Raw genomic sequence first — 20,458 nt, 5'->3', positions numbered from 1 at the left:
CGGCCCACGGCTCACCATTTCGATTTGCAATTGGATTAATTCAACAAGCCGTTCACGCGTTTCGCTACCCCAAAAAACGCAAATGTCCGTCAGGAAGCCTCTCTCCCATTTTTAGCGAAAACATGAGCAGCGACGCCAACTCACCTTCAATGCCCACCGTGATCCTTGATCCCGAAGTCACCTTTGTCGCTCGCGAGATCGGTGGACGTACGACCTATGTGTCGCACCATGAAGCCACTGGGAAATTTTTTCAGCTGGGACCCGAAGAGTATCGCGTCGCATCGTTGTTGGACGGCGTCCGCGGGGTTCCCGAATTGTTCGAAGCGCTGCGCAGTGAAGGAATCGAGTGGTCGACCGAAGATCTGGCAAAATTTATCGCACAATTGGTCAAAGCAAATGTTGCGGTGATCAAGCAAGGATCGGCTGCCGCGACCGACACACCGCTCGCTGCGTCAGCAGCCGCCTGTGATAATGCGGCCAGTGAAGATACCGAACGGGCGACGAACCCGCCGGCGGCCAACGATCCTCTCGCAGCCGCAACCGGCCCCTCGCCTGAACCCACGCCACCAGGATCGTTGGCAACGCTGCTGCGATTCTTGCCGCTGTTGATCAGCCAACGCTTTCCACTCTTTCGCGGGGATCGTATCGCGACTTGGTTGACCCGGTTTCTCGGATTCGCATTCGAACCGATTGGGATTTCGGTTTGGATGTTGCTTGTCTTCAGCGGTCTCTGTGTGGTCTATGGACACTCCGATGCATTTGCTGCTGAATTGCGGCGGATGTTTGATCCGGGGCTGTGGCCCGTGCTGTTTTTGATTTGGGTTGTCGCAAAACTGATTCACGAAGCGGGGCATGCGGTCGCGGCAAAACATCACGGCGTGCGTGTGGGGCAGGTTGGCATCATGTTCTTTCTGCTCGCACCGCTGGCGTATGTCGATGTCACGGACGCATGGAAGCTGCGTCGCCGATTTTATCGAGTTCAAATCGCATTGGGCGGAGTCTACTTCGAACTGGCGGTCGCCGCGGTTGCGGCGTGGGCATGGTGGTTTCTACCCGAAGGCTACGCAAAACATATCACCGCACAATTTTTTTTGATCTCCGGCCCCGCGACGCTATTGGTCAATGCCAATCCGCTGCTGCGACTTGACGGTTACTATGTGCTGTCGGATCTGACCGAAATCCCCAATCTTCGGATGCATGGGCGTCGGCAACTGGGCACAGCGCTGCAGTGGCTGTTGTTTGGTATCCCTCAGACACGTCAATTGTTGTCGGGATGGCGAGTCTGGTTTGCTTCGATCCACGCGGCATGTAGTGTCATTTTCCAAGTCTTCTGGATGGGCGGACTTGTGTTGGGGGTCGCGATGTGGGCACGCGGTCTGGGGATCTTGCTCGCCGTCGCAGGCGTGTTGATGTGGTTTTTGATCCCTTCAGCTCGTTGGGTGTGGAAGATTTGGATGCTGGAACCGGGCGAACGATTTGGGCTGAATTTCTATCGTCGGCGAATGTTGTTTTACGCCAGTTTACTGATCGCTCTGTTTCAGCAACTTGGTACGGTCTCTTCGCCGTTTGACCGACGAGTTCCGGTGGTGGTTCGATTCCAGGACGAACAGATCGCTCGATCGCCAAGTGACGCCTTTGTCGAGTCGTTATTTGTGCACCGCGGCCAACACGTCGAACAGGGCGTGTTGTTGATGCGGTTGAAGGATCCCGAATTGAGGATCCGCCGCGAAAAGAAGGCCGACGACCTTGAAATCGCCGAGCTGCAAGTGATCCAATTTCGGCGGCAAGGTGAATTGTCCAAGGCCGCTGCGTACCTGGAAAATGCCAACGCATTGCGACGCCAAATTGCCGAAATGGACGAACAGATTGCTCAGCTGACCGTGATCGCAAACCGCTCGGGTTACATCGTTGGCAATCATGTTGAGTCGTTGCCCGGACGTTTTGTTTCCGCAGGACAAGAGTTGTTGCGTGTTTCGGATCCTCAAGAAAAAGAACTTCTCGCCGTCGTCCCTGAACAAGACGTCGATGCGTACCAATTGGCAAGCCGCAGCGAATCGTTGTCGCAAGTGCGTTTGCGAGGCGGTTTGACGATCAAGGCCAAACCTGCATCGCTGCGTCCCCGCGCCTACCGTACGCTGATGCACCCGGCGTTGGCGGGCAGTGTCGGTGGTCCCTTGGCGGTCGAACCGGCGATGGATGGGTCGGGCGAGATGCGATTGACCCAACCTTATTTGGAAAGCATCACCAAGTTGGATCCGATCACGAGTGCGGAGGTTCGATCGGGCCAGCTGGGCAGCATGACGATTCGAGACAATCGTCCCGTACTGGCCCGTGTCTACGACGCGATCGCAACCGATTTCCGCCGCCTCGGACGTTCGCAATAGCCACCGTTAGGTACAGTTCGGAAATCGCTTCGTGATTCCAGTTTTGTTAAGAATCACGCGGGAAGTGTTTTCTCTGTAGTGGACGAGGCGACGAGTCCCTGTAGTGCCACTCAGTCGCTGGGACTCGTAGCCTCGTCCACTACATCCAAAGTTCATGTCATTCGGGTAACATCTTGGAAATGACGAAGTTATTTCCGAACGGTTCCTTGATCTTCTTCGGCTGTCCGCGAGCGGGCGAGAGGATTGCGCGGTCGGGATTTACAGGAAAATGAGATGACAGGAAAATGAAAAAGCTCTCGTGGTGATCAGAGAATTTTTCTGTCGCACCAATTTTTCTGTCGTTGTCTTATCGAACGTTGGCTGCGGGAAGAGATGGTGAGCGGCAGGAAGACTGCCGGGCCTCATCGCAAACGGGCGGTTTGAATCGACCGCTTTACTCGCTGCAACCGGACGGCTCGCGCTGTACCGCTACCTAAGGTACTGTTCGGAAATAGCTTCGGGATTCCCGTTTTGTTACCAATCACGCGGGAAGTGTTTTCTCTGTAGTGGACGAGGCTACGAGTCCCGTCGTGCCATTAAGTCGCTGGGACTCGTAGCCTCGTCCACTACATCCACAGTTCATGTCATTCGGGTAACATCTTGAAATGACGAAGTTATTTCCGAACGGTTCCTTAATCTTCTTCGGCTGTCCGCGAGCGGGCGAGCGGATTGCGCGGTCGAGATTTACAGGAAAATGAGATGACAGGAAAATGAAAACGCTATCGTGGCGATCAGAGAATTTTTCTGTCGCACCAATTTTTCTGTCGTTGTCTTATCGAACGTTGGCTGCAGGAAGAGATGGTGAGCGGCAGGAAGACGGCCGGGCCTCGTCGCGAGCGGGCGGTTTGAATCGACCGTTTTACTCGCTGCAACCGGACGGCTCGCGCCGTACCGCTACCTATGGTACTGTTCGGAAATAGCTTCGTGATTCCCGTTTCGTTACAAATCACGCGGGAAGTGTTTTCTCTGTAGTGGACGAGGCTACGAGTCCCGTCGTGCCACTCAGTCGCTGGGACTCGTAGCCTCGTCCACTACATCTAAAGTTCATGTCATTCGGGTTACATCTTGGAAATGACGAAGTTATTTCCGAACGGTTCCTTAATCTTCTTCGGCTGTCCGCGAGCGGGCGTGAGGATTGCGCGGTCGGGAGTTACAGGTAAATGAGATGACAGGAAAATGAAAAAGCTCTCGTGGTGATCAGAGAATTTTTTCTATCGCACCAATCTTTCTGTCTATACCTAATCGAACGTTGGCTGCGGGAAGAGATGGTGAGCGGCAGGAAGACTGCCGGGCCTCGTCGCGAGCAGGCGGATTGAATCGACCGTTTTACTCGCTGCAACCGGACGGCTCGCGCCGTACCGCTACGTAAGGTACTGTTCGTAAATCGCTTTGTGATTCCAGTTTTGTTACAAATCACGCGGGAAGTGTTTTCTCTGTAGTGGACGAGGCTACGAGTCCCGTCGTGCCACTAAGTCGCTGGGACTCGTAGCCTCGTCCACTACATCTAAAGTTCATGTCATTCGGGTTACATCTTGAAATGACGAAGTTATTTCCGAACGGTTCCTCAAGCGTGATGCGGCAAACTCGATCCATCAAACGCTTCGGGGAACAGATGTTTGAGGTTTCGGACCTTATAACTGCCATCGATCACATCGGTCGTGATGACTGGCAGATTTAATCCGAACTCGGCCAAAAATTGGCGGCAAGCACCACACGGAGCCACGCCGCCGACGCTGGCGATGGCAATCGCACGCCACTCGCGATAACCCGCTGCGATCGCTGCGGATGCGGCGACGCGTTCGGCACACAAGCACATCGAATAGCTCGCGTTCTCGACATTGCATCCGATCACAACGGTGCCATCGTTCATCAACAATGCCGCACCGACGTAAAAGTGACTGTGGGGAGCATACGCCTGATCACGCGCGGTGGTCGCGGACAAAATCAATCGGTCAATCTCTTTGGTCTTTAGATCCACCATCGGTGTGCTCGGTTTAATCGTGAAGAGTGTCTAATCGTGAAAAGCAGCAATGTCGGTCGAGTGACCAAGGAGAAGATGAGAATCGTGTCGCTTTTTTCTTGACTTTAAGGTCAAGTTGGAACCCTCGGACTCTGCCACTGTTTTAGACGGTTATAGGGTGTAAAGCAAGCAAAGCACTCTATTCGCATCGCTTCTTGTTCACCCGAATCAGGAAAAGGTTCTCTGCCCTTCCCAACATGCCGCGTTACCGCCTCGCTCCAAAAACGCGTACGCCGTAGGAGGACGCTATCGGTCGGCGGTAAACATGATGTCGATCCATCGAGTGGCTTCTGCCAATTCAAATCCCCATCGCGTTGCGATTTCGCGTTATTTTAAAGGGTTTCGCCAAAGAAAACGCTTCGTTGTTCGTAGTCGGAGCAACCGGTAATTCAAACACGCGGCATTGCGCAAGCCGAAGGAACCCCGTGATGAAATCGATCATTCTGCTCGTGGTTTTTCTGGTGGGGGGATCGTTCGCGGCCCTGATCCTTGTCGCCCAGGATCCCTCGGCGGACGGTTCTCGTGAGAGCGATGCGGTGGCGAAACGGCAAACGTTAACCACCCCGACCGAAGACGAATTGCGAGTCATCGCGAGTGGATTGCTGGAGGAAGTACGCCGAAACAGTGATTTCAACGGTTCGGGAGGAGGACGTGACACGGCGTATCGTGCTTATCACAACGTCTACTATCGAATTCGTCCATCCAGTTCATCCGACGACCGATTGGAGATCAATGAATTGCACAGCGGAATGGTTCCCTACTTGCTTGAACCCTTTGGTTTCCAATCGGACATCAATTCAAATCAACCGAAGCCGGCACCGGACGATACCATTCGGCTTGACATGTTTCCCTACGAAGCGATTCCGATCTTGACCCACTTGGCAAACAATGGTCAACGCAGCGAAATTGCGAAAATCGCGGAGGACAAACGGCAAAACGCAACGGTTCGCATGGTGTGTATCTATTCGCTCTATCGTGCTGGAGGAGAATTTCTTGCCGAACCATTGATCGAGATTTTGAAATCCGAAACACGGTTGCAGCGGCGATTGATTATTCTGCTCTCGCTCCGCTGGGCCGACGATCAAGCAACGGAAGTTCTTTTAGACCATATCGATGATCCGAATGTGGAAGTCGCAACCGCAGCAGCGTGTGCGCTCAGCGAAGTCCAGCCCGATGCGGCGTTGCCAAAAATAAAACGGTTGGTTGACCGCGATCCTACTTCCACTTCAAGTCTAGCATTGTCTTGCTTGGGCGATTGGGACACGTGCGCCGCAAAACAATTTTTGTCTCAAAGGGTCGCCGAGCTGCTCGAGAATGATCACGCCGACAACCGACTCGATTATGCACTCTCTGCATTGGTGAATGCCGCCGATTTGCCAAGATCGAACTGGCAGAGCCCTGACTATACACTTCGCTCGGCAGCTCGAATCGCCTTGGATCAATACCACGACCTGCAAGTAAAAGCCAAAGCGGATCGAGATCGATTGCGAACGCAAACCGAAAGCGTTCGAACGCAGTGGATGACGGCGACGCAGATCGAGTCGATGCGTCGGGGAGAATATCGACGGCTCCTTGGACTACAGGCCGACGGAATCGTCACCGCCGAAGAATCCAAATCCGTCCACGATCGGCTCGTGCAAGTCCAAGCGGAAGTCGAGTCGCTGCGAAAGAAACTGGTGGTATTGGAAGCACGATTGGCCACGGTCCAAATTTGTGATGAATTGGACTGACGCTAAAGTCGATCAATGCATCGGCTTGGTCTGGACTGCTAAGTGGTTGCTGTTGTCATTGGACACTGGAGGCGAGTTTTTCTTCCGGCCTTTACGGCAGTTCCTCTCCACCAACAAGGGAGGCTGCTGGTTTAGTAGCAATCGAATAGGCCGGAGGCCGATACATGACTTGCCGTTGGCGTGAGCCAACGGTTTAGGGGCGACTTGTCGCTGTAAGGCCGGAGGCCGACACACTGGCAGCAGATGTGTCGCCCTATGGGCTATGTTTTTCTGCCTCTCCTGACCGGCAGCTTACGCTACCGGCAGAGGGTGTATCGGCCTCCGGCCTGCAATCAACGTACTACTTCAGCAGTCTCCGAAGTTAGTGGAGGAGTAACAGTAGTCCAACGCTACCAAAAATCACGACGACACTATCGTTTTCGTGGTCCAGGCTGAGGCCGCCGCTTGAACTCTTTTGACTGGTCCGATCTCGCAAGCGTTTGAACCCGTAGACGTCCAGGGGGGTATCAAAGTACTCGTCAAAGCCGCTTTCTCGACGACGTTCGTGATCAACGGCACCGCGTCCTTGCGACGACGGACTGGCTGGGTCGCGAGATCTGTTTTTCGCAGTCCTGAAAACTTCTCTGTTTACTGAAGTGGTGGTCGCGGCGTGATGGTAACCCTCTCTCAATAAAGTGATCCACTGGATGCCGCCCGAGCTTAAGGATGATTCGGGAACGCGAACTCACAGTGTCGCAATTCGGTAGTTGGAATGCCGCAAACGAGCACCCGAAACTGGCAGTGAGGCCGCAGTCGACTACTCGCCCAACCCGCTGCGTGGTGAGCGTGCTGCGTTCTCGTACCCCCTAAATGCCCGAATCATCACGTTTCCGCCCGGTCCCTTCTGGGGATTCCGGAATGGCGGGAATCGTTAGAAACCGGATTGTCCCCCTTTTCGTGATGTTGTGTGTCGCAATTTAATAATCGGATGTCGCAAAAATCAGTCGTCTTGGTCACTTGCATGCTGCATAGTGATAGGGACTTTGACGATATCGAAGACGTTCGGTCCAACAAACCGACGCGGATTGGTGTCGCAAGATTTTTAGTGTTATGGCTTATCTACAGAAAGGGTGTTTATGAACAAGTTATCAGTCAAGCGAGGGTTCACGTTGGTGGAACTGCTCGTCGTGATCGCGATTATCGGCGTACTGGTCGGTTTGCTTTTGCCGGCGGTACAAGCGGCTCGTGAAGCCGCGCGGCGGATGTCATGTAGCAATAATTTCAAGCAGATTGGGTTGGCGATTCACAACTATCACTCTGCCTATAACCAAATTCCAACACACGGTTCAGGGACGGGGACGGGAAGCGGTCAGAAGGTTTGGAACAACTCGAATCTGCGAAATAACTCGCGTCTGAGTTTCCTTGTCGGGCTGTTGCCGTTCTTCGAACAACAAGCATTGTGGGAACAGATCAGCAACCCTCAAGGCACGTTCAATGCGATGGGGCCCACCCCAAACACGACTTATGGTCCCTGGGACACCGACATTCCAGCGCTCCGTTGTCCGAGTGATCCGGGCCAGGGATTGCCAGCGAAAGGACGGACAAATATTGCCGCTTGTCTCGGTGATTCGGCCGTGATGATGTCGTTTGGCCCCGTCAATGAAAATGGAGTTTCCAGTTCGAATTTTGCACAAGAAGCACGGGCCTCATGTCGCGGTGCGTTTGTCGCCCACCAGACCTCTCGATTCCGTGACATTCTGGACGGTTTGGCGAACACGATCGTCGTAGGGGAAATCATGACGGACTTGGGGGACGGAAGCGTCTCGACGCAGGCCCAAGAGGTCGCGGGCACCGATCTGTACGGAAATCCAAGTATGTGTCTGCCATTGGTCTCCGCAACCCGTCCTCGCTTTTGGGCTTCGCCGCCCGCTGCAAACGGTTTGGCACGTGGATATCGCTGGGCAGACTTTGGACCGCTGTTCACCGGATTTACCACGATCCTGCCACCCAACCAAGAGATTTGTCGCGGCGACTTGCCTGCGCCCACTCAAGCAACCTTCGGCACGACGTTGCCTGCGGCCGAGAACCACTTCAAGGAAATGGTTGCCACGCCAAGCAGCCATCACCAAGGGGGTTGCCACATTCTAATGGGCGACGGAGCGGTTAAGTTCATCACCGATTCGATCGAGGCGGGAAGCAGTCGCAATACAGGCGGCGGCGGAGCCATGGTTCGTTTGGGCGGCAGTGGCAAAGCGGCTCCTGGCCAGCAAAGCCCCTATGGATTGTGGGGATCGCTCGGAACACGTGCCAGCAAAGAAGTGATTGGCAACGACTTCTAAATAGGTATTCCTTCGCTAGACTTTCGCACATTGCAAGGTCCAGCGACGAGAACTATCAAATGGGGGACGGTCGTCGAAGAGAGTAATGTCTTTTCGGTGAACGCCCCCTTTTTTCTTTTCCCGTTTTTCGTTCTTCGGTTGGTCGACCCTGGACCGGATGCTCAGCGCAGCTGGTCGATGATCAGCGGCACACCTTTGACGCTTTGATCCGAAACGATTACCGCGTTCTGCAACGGGCCTCGATACTCGTCATGCAGACGTTTGTCACAATGCAGGCTGATGATTGGTGTGCCTCGCTTGACACGTTGTCCGACGCGGCAATGAACTTGCAGCCCGACACTTGGATCGATGCGGTCCTCTTTCCGTCGCCGACCGCCACCAAGTTCGACCACCGCTCGCCCCAGCAATTCACAATCGACTTTTTCAATCCAGCCATCGGCGGAACATTCGATCATCAACTCGCTTCCGATCGGACGTGGGAAATTGGGACGGCCTCCTTGTGCCACCACCATCTGTTCAAACCGTTCCATCGCGATCCCCGAGTCGAGGTTGTTTGTCACTTTCGTGATCGCGTCATCGCGCGACATGCCTTCGTGCGAAGCGGATAACAAATTTGCGGCGAGCTGTAGCGTTAACTCGCGGACTTCCGGCGGGCCAATGCCTTGCAGCACATCGACCGCCTCGTTGACTTCGATCGCGTTGCCGATCGCTGCGCCGAGCGGTTGGTCCATGTCCGAAAGGATGGCGGTGATTGGCAAATCGGATTGGGCACCGACACGGATTAACGATTGAGCCAGCTCACGAGCTTGATCGAGTGTTTTCATGAATCCGCCTGAACCGACTTTGACGTCCATCACCAAGGCGTCCAGTCGTGCGGCAAGCTTTTTGCTGAGGATGCTGGCCGTGATCAAGGCCACCGATTCCACCGTGCCGGTGACATCACGAAGCGAGTACAGACGTTGATCGGCGGGAGCGATTTTTGCATTAGCTCCGATAATAAAGACGCCCAGTTTGCGAAGCAGCTTGGTCGATTCGTCGATCGTCAGTTGAGTCTTGAAACCTTCGATGGATTCCAATTTGTCCAGCGTGCCTCCGGTTAAACCGAGTCCGCGGCCGCTGATCATTGGCACGTCGACGTCACAGGTCGCCAGCAGTGGCGCGAGGATCAGCGAAACTTTGTCACCGAGTCCGCCCGTGCTGTGCTTATCGACGCGTGGACGGTCACTGCATCGCGGTAGCTTGTCGCCGCTACGCACCATGGCCCCGGTCAAGGCACTGATCTCGCCAGGCAACATGCCGTTGATACAGATCGCCATCGCGAGTGCGGCCATCTGATAATCGGCCACCTTGTCGTGGCAAAATCCGTCCACCAAAAAACGGATCTCGGCGTCGGTCAACTCATGACCGTCACGTTTTTTTGCCAATATCGTTGCTGGTAGCATTGCCAAAAACCTTCTTGGTGACGAAAAAGATTGCAAACCGCTATAGTGACGATAGACGATCCGACGGGTGTGTGATACTGGCGGCTCCGTTTCGATCGGCGTATCGTCTGCAAAGGCAAAGACAACCGATCAACCGAGAACGGTTTGGCACCCGCACATTGGGGTTGCCACGCTCGTTTTTATTGTCGAAGCAGGGCAAAATGATGTGAGCCGTGAGCCGTAAGGCACCGGGTAATGCGTGGAACCGGCCGCTCACGCGTCACGGCTCACCAAGCCGACAACCCGCTCACGCCGTCGGCTCACTGAATAACCGCTGCTTTATCGGTAGATTGCGAGCAACCTGCTTACAAGTCCGATTTTACCTCACCAAAGTTAAAAGAAACGCAATGAAACATCGACTTGCATCTCTCGTTTTTCTTGGCTGTGTATTCGCATCTCTCGCGAACCCCATGCATGCCGATGATGTCTCTGCTGCGACCGAGATCGCGGAATCGATGAGCGAAATTCAAGCGGGACCGCGGGCGTTGTCCAAGGCATTTCGCGTTGCCGCGCGTCGTGCAACCCCGTCGGTCGTTACCGTGTTTGCCTATGGACAAAACGTCGAAACGACGGATGAAGAGGACGAAACCGACCGTCCAGGCCCGACGCCGCCACAGAACGAAAGCGTCAATGGCGACGCCGTGCCGTTGACCGGTTTAGGCTCAGGCGTGATCCTCAGCGAAACCGGATTGATCATTACCAATAATCACGTCATCGCCGGTGCTAAAAAAGTGGTCGTTCAACTAGCCGACGAAACGGAGATCGAAGCCGCCGAAGTGCATGGGGATCCCGACAGCGATGTGGCGATTGTGCGAATCGAGCGTGACAAGCCGTTTGATGTGGCCACGCTGGGGGATTCGGATCAAATGGATATCGGCGACTGGGTACTCGCGATCGGCAGCCCTTTCAAATTAGAAGCCACCGTCAGCGCGGGGATTGTCAGCGCCAAAAATCGGAAACTGCCGCGGATCCGCCGCGGTCGGTTGTTGCAAACCGATGCTGCAATCAATCCAGGTAACTCGGGCGGTCCGCTCGTCGATTTGGATGGAAAGATGATCGCAATTAACACGGCCATCGCCACACGCAATGGTGGCTATCAAGGAATCGGGTTTGCCATTCCGATCAATCAAGCAAAATGGATCGCCGATGAACTTGCCGCACATGGACGCGTTCGACGTGCCGCTTTGGGGATTAGTTTGGCTGAACTCAATACCAAAGTAGCCAAGAAGGTCAATCTGCCCGTGGGGCTGGGGATCTTGGTCCACCAAGTGATCGCGGGATCGGCAGGAGCGCGTGCGGGATTAAAACCAATGGACGTGATTCTCGAATTCGCCGGGGAACGAGTACTCAATCCAAGCAACTTGCGAGAAATCATCGAGCGAAAACCGATTGGTTCGATGCAGAATGTCAAAATCTCTCGAGCGGGCAAAGAGATGACGCTGCAAGTCGAACTGGCTTCGATCGAAGACCCGACGTTACAGAAGAGCGAAGCGGAAGCAGAGAAAGAAGGCGAGTCGGCAGAAGGGAAGCAGGCAGAAGGGAAGCAGGCAGAAGGGAAGCCGGCAGAGTAGCGAAACTCGCCACGATTTTCGGCGTAGCCTACTCCGACTTCGTTTCCTCTTTGTCTTCCTCTTTGTCTTTGTCCGCTAACAAATCCGCGATTTCAAAGTGGCTATTTTTGCGGGCAAAGACTTCGGCGGTATCGCCATCAACGTCCTTCATTGTCTTGTCCGCGCCATGTTCCAATAGCACCTCGACGACTTTCATCTGGCCTTCGGCCGCCGCCATCATCAGCGCGGTAAAGCCTTCGGTTTCATCTTTCAAATTCACATCGGCTCCCTTGGCGATCAGCACCTCGACGGTTTCGGGAAAGTCGCCCGACGCCGCATGAATCAAAGCCGATTTGCCTTCGGAATCCCGCTCGTCGACCTTGAAGTCGTTTCGCAGAAAGTACTTCACCACTTCGGTGTGACCGTTGTAGGCGGCCAAATGCAACGCGTTGTGGCCTCGTTCGTTTTTGATGTCGATTTTGGTGCCGGACTTGATCGCCATCTCGATCACTTGCATGTTGCCATCCAACGCGGCCATCCAATAAGCATCATCGCTAAACTTCGGCTGGTGCGCGGGCAGTTTCTCGCTGTTGGGTGTCGCAGCAACCGATTCTTCCGCGGGGGACGTCTCGGTTGCTGAGGCGTCCGTGTTGGCTGTCGGTTCAGCCTCTTTCGTGGCGGGGGCACATCCGTTGAAAACGGCAAGTGTGGCCAGGGTCAACGAAAGTGAAATCGCGAGGCGTTGTGTGTTTTTCATGTCGGGAATTGTAGTCGAAAATCCAAGCGTCGGGAAATGTCCCTAAAATTCAATCAATGCCGTCACGAAATGCACCACCAAAACATACAGCGTCGTCCACAGAACCGTCGACGTGATCGCGCCGCTGACGTCGTTGGCTGACTTCTTAGGCGCCAAACCCTGGTAGTAGGCAATGCAGGCGATCCCAAACCCGCAGATCAGATTCTTGGTCAGCACCCACTCCCATCCTCGCAATAACGAGCCTTCGATCGGGACGAGATTGCGATAGAAATTCTGTTGCCAGAAATAGGGGCCCTCGTTGGGATGCGTCGACAGAAACGTCACTAAGCTAATCAGCTTCGCCGCACTCAGCGCCATCCACTCTAACATCGGCGTCGCGATCACAAACGCAATCACGATCGGCAGCAGCAAATACGTTCGCGGTTTGACTCCGAGTGTCTGCAATGCATCAACTTGACCTCCGTACCGCTTCACACCGACATCGGCTGCGACGGCGGCACCACAGCGTGCGGCGATCAAAATGGTGGCCAACACCGGAACCAAGATGCGGTACAACGCAAAACCAATCGAAGCCAACAACTCGTCGATCAACAGCGGCTGTGTGTAGGCCTGGAATGGCAAAAATTCAAATGTGAAATAGGTGCTGGTGAACCCGATGATCATTCCCGCCAGGATCAGATAGAACCAGGCCGACGGGCCGCCCACCAGCCGCAGGTAATGCAGCACAAACCGCATCCCCCAGCGAAAGTGGGGGAAATAGGGACGCAATTCAAACGGCAAACAAATCGCAGTCCAAATCGCCGAACCGGTCGTTGTAAAGAAATCGTCAACGCGTTGGCGAGCGAGATTGCCGAATCGTGACGCCAGTGTCGCTGTCGCTTCGTTGATGTCGGTATCGCTGAGAGCAACCGGCTGCATCCGTGCCGGGATTTGGTCCCATTGGTCATTTTCAATTCGCACCAATTTGCTGGTTTGGGAATCAAGCAACAGCACTTCGTCAGCGATCGGCAGCAGCGTTAGATAGTCATGCGTGACCACGATGCTGGTGGTGCGGTGGATCGTCTGAGTATGCCGAATCAATTCGCCAACTTTCCGACCGCTTGCGGAATCAAGCCCGCTGGTCGGTTCGTCATACAACAAGATATCCGGCGCAGCGGCCAGCGTGCGGGCGATCGCCAAACGCTGTTTTTGGCCTCCGCTGAGCGCCGATACCGACGTGTGTGCGGGGACGCCAAGTTCATCGACCCAAGCCTTTGCCGATTGAGATGGAGGTGTCGCGGGATCGCTGCGATGATCGATGGCGAATTGGACATTGGCGGTCGGCGACAATTCGTCAAACAACGCAAATTGTTGAAACACGATGCCGACGCGGGTTAACAAGCGAGGGCGGCGGTTTTGCGAGGCATCGTCATGGCCAATCGCAATGTTGCCTCGCCACGAAATCGCCTCGTGATCGCGACCGACCAATCCGGCCAACGTCCGCAGCAAGACCGATTTTCCTGCTCCGCTGGCGCCCACGATCACGGTGATTTTGCCTGCGGGAATCGTCAGCGAGGTGTCGCGAATCAACACACGATCGGCGACCTGGATCTGCAGATCGATCAAACGCAGCGGCAATCCGTCGCCGGACGCCGCGATCTTATCGGTTTCCGCGTCGAGACTCACTGGGCATCCTTTTCAGCGAGATACACGATCGGATACGCCATCCATTGATTGGCGACCGGAATGACGCGTGGTGCCGATTCGTCGTGCTCGTCTTGAATCGGCGACGCGATGATCCAGCGGCGATCTTTGCCAAAAATCTGATTCCGCAGCACCAGGGCAAACTCGGGATCAATTCCCTCGTCTTGCGTGCCAAACAGTTCGTCGCCAATTTGTCGAAGCACAGGTTCCATTCGCCGAGACGCTAAATCGATCGCGCGGCGTGCTTCGTCGCTCTGCCAAACGTCGGACCAAACTTGGTGCAAGCGTTGGTTGTCGACCAAGGTTTCTTTCAGGATGACTTTGACGAGTTGTTGTGCTTCGGGATCTTGGGCGATGTCGCTGGCAACATCCGCTAATTCGCCTCGGACGACCGGATTAGCGGCTGTCTCAACCAGGATTTTTTGCACCGCTGCGACAATCTCGTCCATGTTTCTCTCGAGCACCGGACCAACGTCCTTTTGCACGAAGCGTTGCCATTCTTCGTTTAACAAATTTTGCTCGGGTAGCGGTGTGCGATCATAGACGGCACGCCAACCAAATCGCCACAGCGAGGCGCGTTCCCAAACCTCCTGGCCAATCTTTTCGGCCGTCGGACTGCCATGCTTTTTGACGATCGGCATGATCTCTTGACGTGCCAACGGGATCAGCCGTTTGCGGACGACATCATCGTTCCAGCGTTTTGCCAATGCGTCGATGTCACCGCGATGACGTTTAATCGATCGTTGCAGTTCCGATTCGATCACCGGCAACGATTGTTGGATCGATTGTTGGACCAAAGGTTTGAAGGCTTGCGAAAACTCGTCTCCGTACAAACGGATCGCGTCGGCGAGTTGCTGGCGAATGCGTTCTCGTTTCTGCTCGGGAAGCATCAATTTGGCAACGTCCTCGAGTCGTCCGTGGTTGTGATATTGGACAAACTGAACTTCGTCAGCAGCAAGCTTGGAATCGTACCAAGCAATCGTCACGGTAGGCGGTTCCGCAGTGGGAATCGTGCGGTCGGAGGTGTGATCGACCACGTGGCCCACCTGCCGATAGTCGCCGCCCGCATCCAACCGGAAGACGGGATCGTACTTTCGCAATCGGCCAGACGGATCGATCCCGCTGATCTCGGTAGGACGCGAGGTGAGGAAACGGACAAGCGGGGTGCGATTGGAATCGCCAGAGCGTGTTTTCGTTGGCGAGTCGACCCGCGCGATCGCGACCACCGTCACCACCGACATGATGATCCAGAACAACAGTCCAGCGATGCGTTTGTAGGTTCGATTCACGGAGTAGGAATGGCCTTTTAAGTGGATCGCTGGGTTTAGCGTTTGCGTTGCGAGTCGGACTGCAAAATCTTAGAAGTTGTCATTGAATTTTGAGTGTGATCTTACTTGTAGCTTTTTTCTCAGTCACCTCTTCCCCAACGCAATCGGGTGAGGGGGCGACCGCGCTAACTGCGAGTCGATCAGGTGCACACGGCGGTAACGCTGACCGCAAATTGCTCGGTCGGCCGCCTCACCCGAACGTCGCTGAAGGCTCCGTTCGACCTCTCCCCCAACAGAAGTGTTGGGGGAGAGGTGGCAGTAAATTTTCGCCTGTACGCGATACTTACATCTCAAGTTTTTAGTCGTCCAACGCGTGACATTTGGCACGATCCAATCGTTTATACATTTTGCCACCGAGCGGCCTCGCGTCCTACCGCGCAACAGCTACGGCACACTCTCAACCCACTCGGGGCGCGCAAAACATATTCACCCGCCGACACTTTCTCTATTTTACCGATCATCGGATTTCGGCAACATCCGAAAGAACCACTCGGGGGATCCGTGACGCAGTTGGTCGACGATCACTGCCACGATAATGATGCCGCCGATGATGATATGGGTGTACGTATTGGGGATCGACAATTGCGAACAACCGCTGCGGATCACGGTGATGATCAACGCGCCGACCAGCGTTCCAAAGATCGATCCACGGCCACCGCTGAGACTGCCGCCTCCGAGCACCACGGCGGCGATGATTTCGAGTTCTTTGCCGCTGCCGTCGCTGGGGTTACCGTTTTTGACGTCCGCAAAATAAAGCAGCCCGCCAACCGCCACGAAGAAACCGGAAAGCGTGTAGACCGCGACGACGGTCCATGGCACGTTGATGCCACACAATCGAGCCGTCGATTCGCTCGACCCGATCGCAAACACGTTACGGCCAAACACCGTGAACCGCATCAACAAATCGACCAAGATTGCCAGCACTGCAGCGATGATCACGCTGGTCGAAATCGGCAATCCCGAGATCAGATAATTCTCGCCGTTGGATCCGGTGTAACACAGATACCGCAGCCAAACCGGAATGTTTTCTTTAGCGGCGTAGACCGTCGATTCGCTGGCGATGATTTGGCCTACTCCCAAAAAGATCGTCATCGTGCCCAGCGTCACGATAAAGGGGACGACTTTGGTCGCACTGATCAAACCGCCGTTCAAGAACCCGCACAGGGCGCCGGTGAATACCGTCGCGGCCAGCGCAAGGCACATCGTCCAAGCAAACCCAGGATCACCCGCGGCGACCGTGGAATGTTTTAAGATCAGCGCTAACACGGTGCCGCTTAGCGTCAATGCCGTGCCAGCGGACAGGTCGATACCGCCGGCGATGATGATGATTGTCATTCCGAACGCCGGCACCGCAATCAGCGACGCCGAGCTCATGATCACACGAAAGTTGCGAGCCGAGAAGAAATAGCCTTCGCTGAAGGCGTAATCTGCCACCGAGAAAAAGAGGACGATGACCAACAGTGCGAAGAGCGGCCCGAGTTGTGAGCGGAATAACTTTTTTAGCATTTGCAGAAAATGTTCAGACGATGGTTGGGAAGGCGAGCGGCAGTGTTTGCTATACCGTTGTCGTTTCGAGTGATTCGTCGCTGCTGATTGCAGCGGTCATGATTTCGTCTTCGGTCCAATCCTTGGCGTCGCGGGTTTCGCGAAGTTCACCTCGCGACATCACTCCGATGCGGTCACAGACGGACAATAATTCGGGGAGATACGAACTGACAAAGACCACCGTTTTTCCTGCCGCCGCCAATTCACCCATCATACGATAAATCTCGGCCTTGGTTCCGACGTCGATCCCTTTGGTCGGTTCGTCAAGCAACAGAATGTCCGCCTTTTGATGCAGGATTCGTGCGATTGCTACCTTTTGCTGATTGCCGCCGGAAAGGTCCGAGACCTGTTGGTGCCCCGAAACGGCCTTCACCTCCACACGTTTCATCAATTCCGTCGCAACCGCCGACCGCCGACGCAAATTCAAGAAGCCAAACCTCGTGTACGGCGTGAGCGAACCGAGTGTCGTGTTTTCGATGATGGAAAGCTCTTGGGCCAGCCCTTCTCGTTTCCGATCCTCCGAAAGCATCCCGAAACCGGCTTTCATGCGAGCCGGGATGGTCTCTTTGATTTTTTTTCCTGCGACACAGACCGATCCGGCATCGATGACGTCGAGCCCGAAGATGCTGCGCAGCAGTTCGGTGCGTCCGGAGCCGACCAAGCCAGCAACGCCAAAAATCTCGCCGCGGCGGAGCGACAAGTTCACCTGTTTTGGATACGGCGATCCCGTCAATGCGTGCACGTCGACCCAAGCTTCGCCGATCGTGTGAGGAACGACCGGATAAAGATCCTCGACGTCGCGGCCGACCATGAGCGAGATGATTTGATCATCGCTGATGTCGGCGATCATCCCCGAGCCAACATTGTTTCCGTCACGCAGCACCGAGTAGCGATCGGCAACCTCGCGAACCTCTTCCAAAAAGTGGCTGATGTAAACGATCCCATAACCGGATCGCTTCAGCGTGTTAATGATCTCGAACAACCGAGCGACGTCTTTTTGCGGCAGCGAACTGGTCGGTTCGTCGAACAAGATAATTCGCGCATCACTCGCCAAAGCCCTCGCGATCTCGAGCAATTGTTGCGTCGCGACCGATTGATCGCCGACGATCGCTTTCGGATCCAATCCGGCCAACCCGACCGTTTCGAGGATTTTGGCGACCTTCTCGCGCTGCGACGACCGCAATAGCAAACCGCCCCCGGTGCCGCGATGTCCCAGCAAGATATTGTCTTCGACACTCAGGTCCGGCGCGAGATTCAGTTCTTGATAGATCATCGCAACGCCGCGAGTGCGTGCGTCGTGCGGACCGCTCGGGCAATACGCTTTGCCGTCGATCGACATCGATCCAGCGTCGGCTCGATGAGCACCACTGAGCGTTTTTAGTAGCGTGCTTTTGCCCGCCCCATTTTCGCCGATCAACGCCAACACTTCGCCGCCGTATACCGACAACGAAACATCGTTCAGCGCGATCGTGGGCCCAAAGCGTTTACTGATTCCTTGGATTTCAAGCAGCGGCGCAGTCATCTACTGAACCATTTCAGGATTCAAGAGTTTTTTGATTTCTGGTTCGTCCATGTTTTCAGGTGTCGCCACGTATTCGCCCGTCGATTGAAATGCTGGAACCTCTTCGCCTCGCATATTCTTGACCAACGACATGACGGATTGATAACCCATCTCGATAGGATTTTGCAGCACGATGCCGCCACAGGATCCGTCACGCATCCCTTCGATCAATGCATCACTGGGGTCAAACGCAATCAGTTTGACCTTGTCGGTCAATCCGGCGTTTCGCAGCGATTCAAGAGCTCCGTTTGCGTTCGGTTCACAGACGGCAAAAATAGCGCTCAAGTCCTTGCCGTGGATCTGCAGCAGTTGGTCGACCTTTTCTTTGGACCCAGTCGCATTGTCGCCCGCAAATTCGTCGGAGGAGACGACTTTGATGTACGGGTATTTTTTAATCCCCTCGAGAAATCCCTCTTCGCGTCGCTCGGTGCTTTCGCTGCCTGCTAGATAACGCAGCAGGATGACGTTTCCTTTTTCACCGATCGCCTTGGCCATTTGATCAGCCGCCAATTCGCCTCCTTTGAAATTGTCGGTCGCCACGTAGCTGACGATCTCGGGGCCTTTGTCCAAGCCACTGTCAAAAATCACGACCGGGATGCCCTCGCCAATCGCTTCTTCGACGGCATCAACAAGGCCTCCCTTTTGATTTGGGGCCAACGCGATCCCATCGACCTGCATCGTGATCATGTTCTTGACAACTTCGATCTGGCTGCCGGTGTCGCTTTCCACCACCGGGCCACGCCAAATGATTTCGACATTGCCAATTTCATCGGCCGCTCGCTTGGCTCCGAGATGAACGGACTTCCAAAACTTGTGGCTGGTTCCTTTGGGAATCACCGCGATACGCAGTTTTTGGCCGTCACCCGCCCCCGACGTTGTGGCATCGGATTGAGTGTCGCTTCGGCCGCATCCGACGATCAACAACAAAGCGATCACGGCAAACGAGCTAAATCTTGGAAACCCGAATCTTAGAAACCCAAATTTTAGAAACGATGTCATCGAAAGCGTGTTCATGGATATGAGGATGAAACGGAGGAATTCGGTCGGAAAATGGCGGCCCCTGCACGCATCGCAGTGGCGATCGCGAAGTCCACGCCCGCTGGGAGGCCGCAAGGGGAATCGGCGGTCCTTTAAGATACAACAAACGAGCCGGGTTCGCTCGTCCGTTTGCGGAATCCGGCAAGCAGAAGCGGATAGATTTTCGCAGGATTGCGAGTCATTTTCGATTCGATTTTTTTTCCGGCCACGATCACCGAATTGGCAAACCACAGTCCGCCATCGGTTCCCATGCAAAGAATCTCGTCCGCGCCCGCGAAACGGGCGGGCGACAGACGTTCTTTTTTCCACGTCAACGATTCCGACGCGGCCAATTCCTCGACCACTTGCTGGGTAATGCCACCGAGCACTTGGTTTGCCTCGGGCGAGACGATCGTTTCCCCTTCCACAATCGCCACGTTGGAAATGCTTGTCTCGGTCACGCTGCCGTCGTCGTCGATCAAGACCCCAATGACATCGGAATTCGCAGCGTTCGATGAGGCGTCCTGCATGGCGGATCGAGCCAACATGTCGGCACGATAATAGTGCAGCCGACTTCGAACTTTGATCGACCGCGGCCACGATGCGGCCGGTGGCTGGACGACGTCGGTGATCACCAACGATTGGCCTTGGGTTTGCCGTTGTTGGTTCCGCGAATGGTTCAGCCGGTTCAGATGCAGCGCCAACGTCGGCGTCGGCGATCCGATTACGCCAGGCGTCGCGAACATCGTGATTCCAACGTCGTGGTGCTGCGCGATCCAATCCCTGTTTCGAGTTAACAGTTCGTTGACCAAATCGGCCATTGCCGCTCGGTCGGGCAGCGAATCGATACCGAGGAATTTTGTGGTGGCGTCAAAGCGATCCAAATGCTGCGGCAGCATAAAGACGCGGCCGCCGTAGGTTCGCATCCGATCGACCGCCGTGACGCCTTGGCGAAAGCCCACGTCATCGATCGAAAGATTGAATCCGTGTGCGGGAATCCACTCGCCGCAGAAATAAGCAATGCACTCGTTCATGCGGGGGGATT

13 protein-coding genes are annotated in these 20,458 nt (G+C 54.9%); 4 read left to right on the top strand and 9 right to left on the bottom strand.

Going from position 1 to position 20,458, the window contains the following annotated elements; translation table 11 throughout:
- Positions 1–122: 122 nt before the first annotated feature.
- Complete coding sequence (locus ABD971_RS00600) at positions 123–2,384, top strand: site-2 protease family protein (protein WP_345318435.1); 2,262 nt, start codon at positions 123–125, stop codon at positions 2,382–2,384.
- Between the two features lie 1,603 nt (positions 2,385–3,987).
- Here ABD971_RS00600 and ABD971_RS00595 read toward each other — a convergent pair.
- Positions 3,988–4,404, bottom strand: a complete 417-nt coding sequence (locus tag ABD971_RS00595) for a cytidine deaminase (RefSeq protein WP_339946865.1) — start codon at positions 4,402–4,404, stop codon at positions 3,988–3,990.
- Positions 4,405–4,871: 467 nt separating this feature from the next.
- Between ABD971_RS00595 and ABD971_RS00590 the strand changes: the two genes are divergently transcribed.
- Positions 4,872–6,173 (top strand): HEAT repeat domain-containing protein, encoded by a 1,302-nt coding sequence (locus tag ABD971_RS00590; protein ID WP_345318430.1) that lies wholly within the window; start codon positions 4,872–4,874, stop codon positions 6,171–6,173.
- Positions 6,174–7,288: 1,115 nt separating this feature from the next.
- Entirely contained in the window at positions 7,289–8,491 is a 1,203-nt protein-coding gene (locus ABD971_RS00585) for a DUF1559 family PulG-like putative transporter (protein ID WP_345318428.1), read from the top strand.
- Positions 8,492–8,652: 161 nt separating this feature from the next.
- Here the strand turns inward: ABD971_RS00585 and ABD971_RS00580 are convergent, their stop codons facing one another.
- Complete coding sequence (locus ABD971_RS00580) at positions 8,653–9,933, bottom strand: thymidine phosphorylase (protein ID WP_345318427.1); 1,281 nt, start codon at positions 9,931–9,933, stop codon at positions 8,653–8,655.
- A gap of 386 nt (positions 9,934–10,319) precedes the next feature.
- On the opposite strand from ABD971_RS00580, the gene ABD971_RS00575 reads away from it, so the two are divergent.
- Positions 10,320–11,543 (top strand): S1C family serine protease, encoded by a 1,224-nt coding sequence (locus tag ABD971_RS00575; RefSeq protein WP_345318425.1) that lies wholly within the window; start codon positions 10,320–10,322, stop codon positions 11,541–11,543.
- A gap of 28 nt (positions 11,544–11,571) precedes the next feature.
- Here the strand turns inward: ABD971_RS00575 and ABD971_RS00570 are convergent, their stop codons facing one another.
- The 7 genes from ABD971_RS00570 to ABD971_RS00540 form a co-directional block, all read right to left on the bottom strand.
- Positions 11,572–12,279 carry an ankyrin repeat domain-containing protein gene (locus ABD971_RS00570; protein WP_345318423.1) on the bottom strand — a complete coding sequence of 236 codons (708 nt, stop codon included), beginning with the start codon at positions 12,277–12,279 and terminating at the stop codon, positions 11,572–11,574.
- 42 nt (positions 12,280–12,321) lie between these two features.
- Positions 12,322–13,944: an ABC transporter permease gene (locus ABD971_RS00565; protein WP_345318421.1), complete on the bottom strand. Its 1,623-nt coding sequence runs from the start codon at positions 13,942–13,944 to the stop codon at positions 12,322–12,324.
- The gene (locus tag ABD971_RS00560; protein WP_345318419.1) at positions 13,941–15,251 is read right to left on the bottom strand and encodes a hypothetical protein; all 1,311 of its coding nucleotides are present in this window, start codon (positions 15,249–15,251) and stop codon (positions 13,941–13,943) included. The genes ABD971_RS00565 and ABD971_RS00560 overlap by 4 nt, the downstream gene beginning before the upstream one ends.
- A 489-nt stretch (positions 15,252–15,740) precedes the next feature.
- Positions 15,741–16,796: an ABC transporter permease gene (locus tag ABD971_RS00555; RefSeq protein WP_339944188.1), complete on the bottom strand. Its 1,056-nt coding sequence runs from the start codon at positions 16,794–16,796 to the stop codon at positions 15,741–15,743.
- Between the two features lie 49 nt (positions 16,797–16,845).
- Positions 16,846–18,357 carry a sugar ABC transporter ATP-binding protein gene (locus ABD971_RS00550; protein WP_345318415.1) on the bottom strand — a complete coding sequence of 504 codons (1,512 nt, stop codon included), beginning with the start codon at positions 18,355–18,357 and terminating at the stop codon, positions 16,846–16,848.
- The gene (locus ABD971_RS00545) at positions 18,358–19,410 is read right to left on the bottom strand and encodes an ABC transporter substrate-binding protein (RefSeq protein ID WP_345318413.1); all 1,053 of its coding nucleotides are present in this window, start codon (positions 19,408–19,410) and stop codon (positions 18,358–18,360) included.
- 116 nt (positions 19,411–19,526) lie between these two features.
- Positions 19,527–20,447, bottom strand: a complete 921-nt coding sequence (locus tag ABD971_RS00540) for an aminotransferase class IV (RefSeq protein ID WP_345318411.1) — start codon at positions 20,445–20,447, stop codon at positions 19,527–19,529.
- Between the last annotated feature and the right edge of the window lie 11 nt (positions 20,448–20,458).

The organism is Novipirellula rosea, assembly GCF_039541335.1.
Lineage (GTDB): Bacteria > Planctomycetota > Planctomycetia > Pirellulales > Pirellulaceae > Novipirellula > Novipirellula rosea.
Note: the sequence above shows the minus strand (reverse complement) of the source record. Positions and strands in the feature narration are given on the sequence as shown.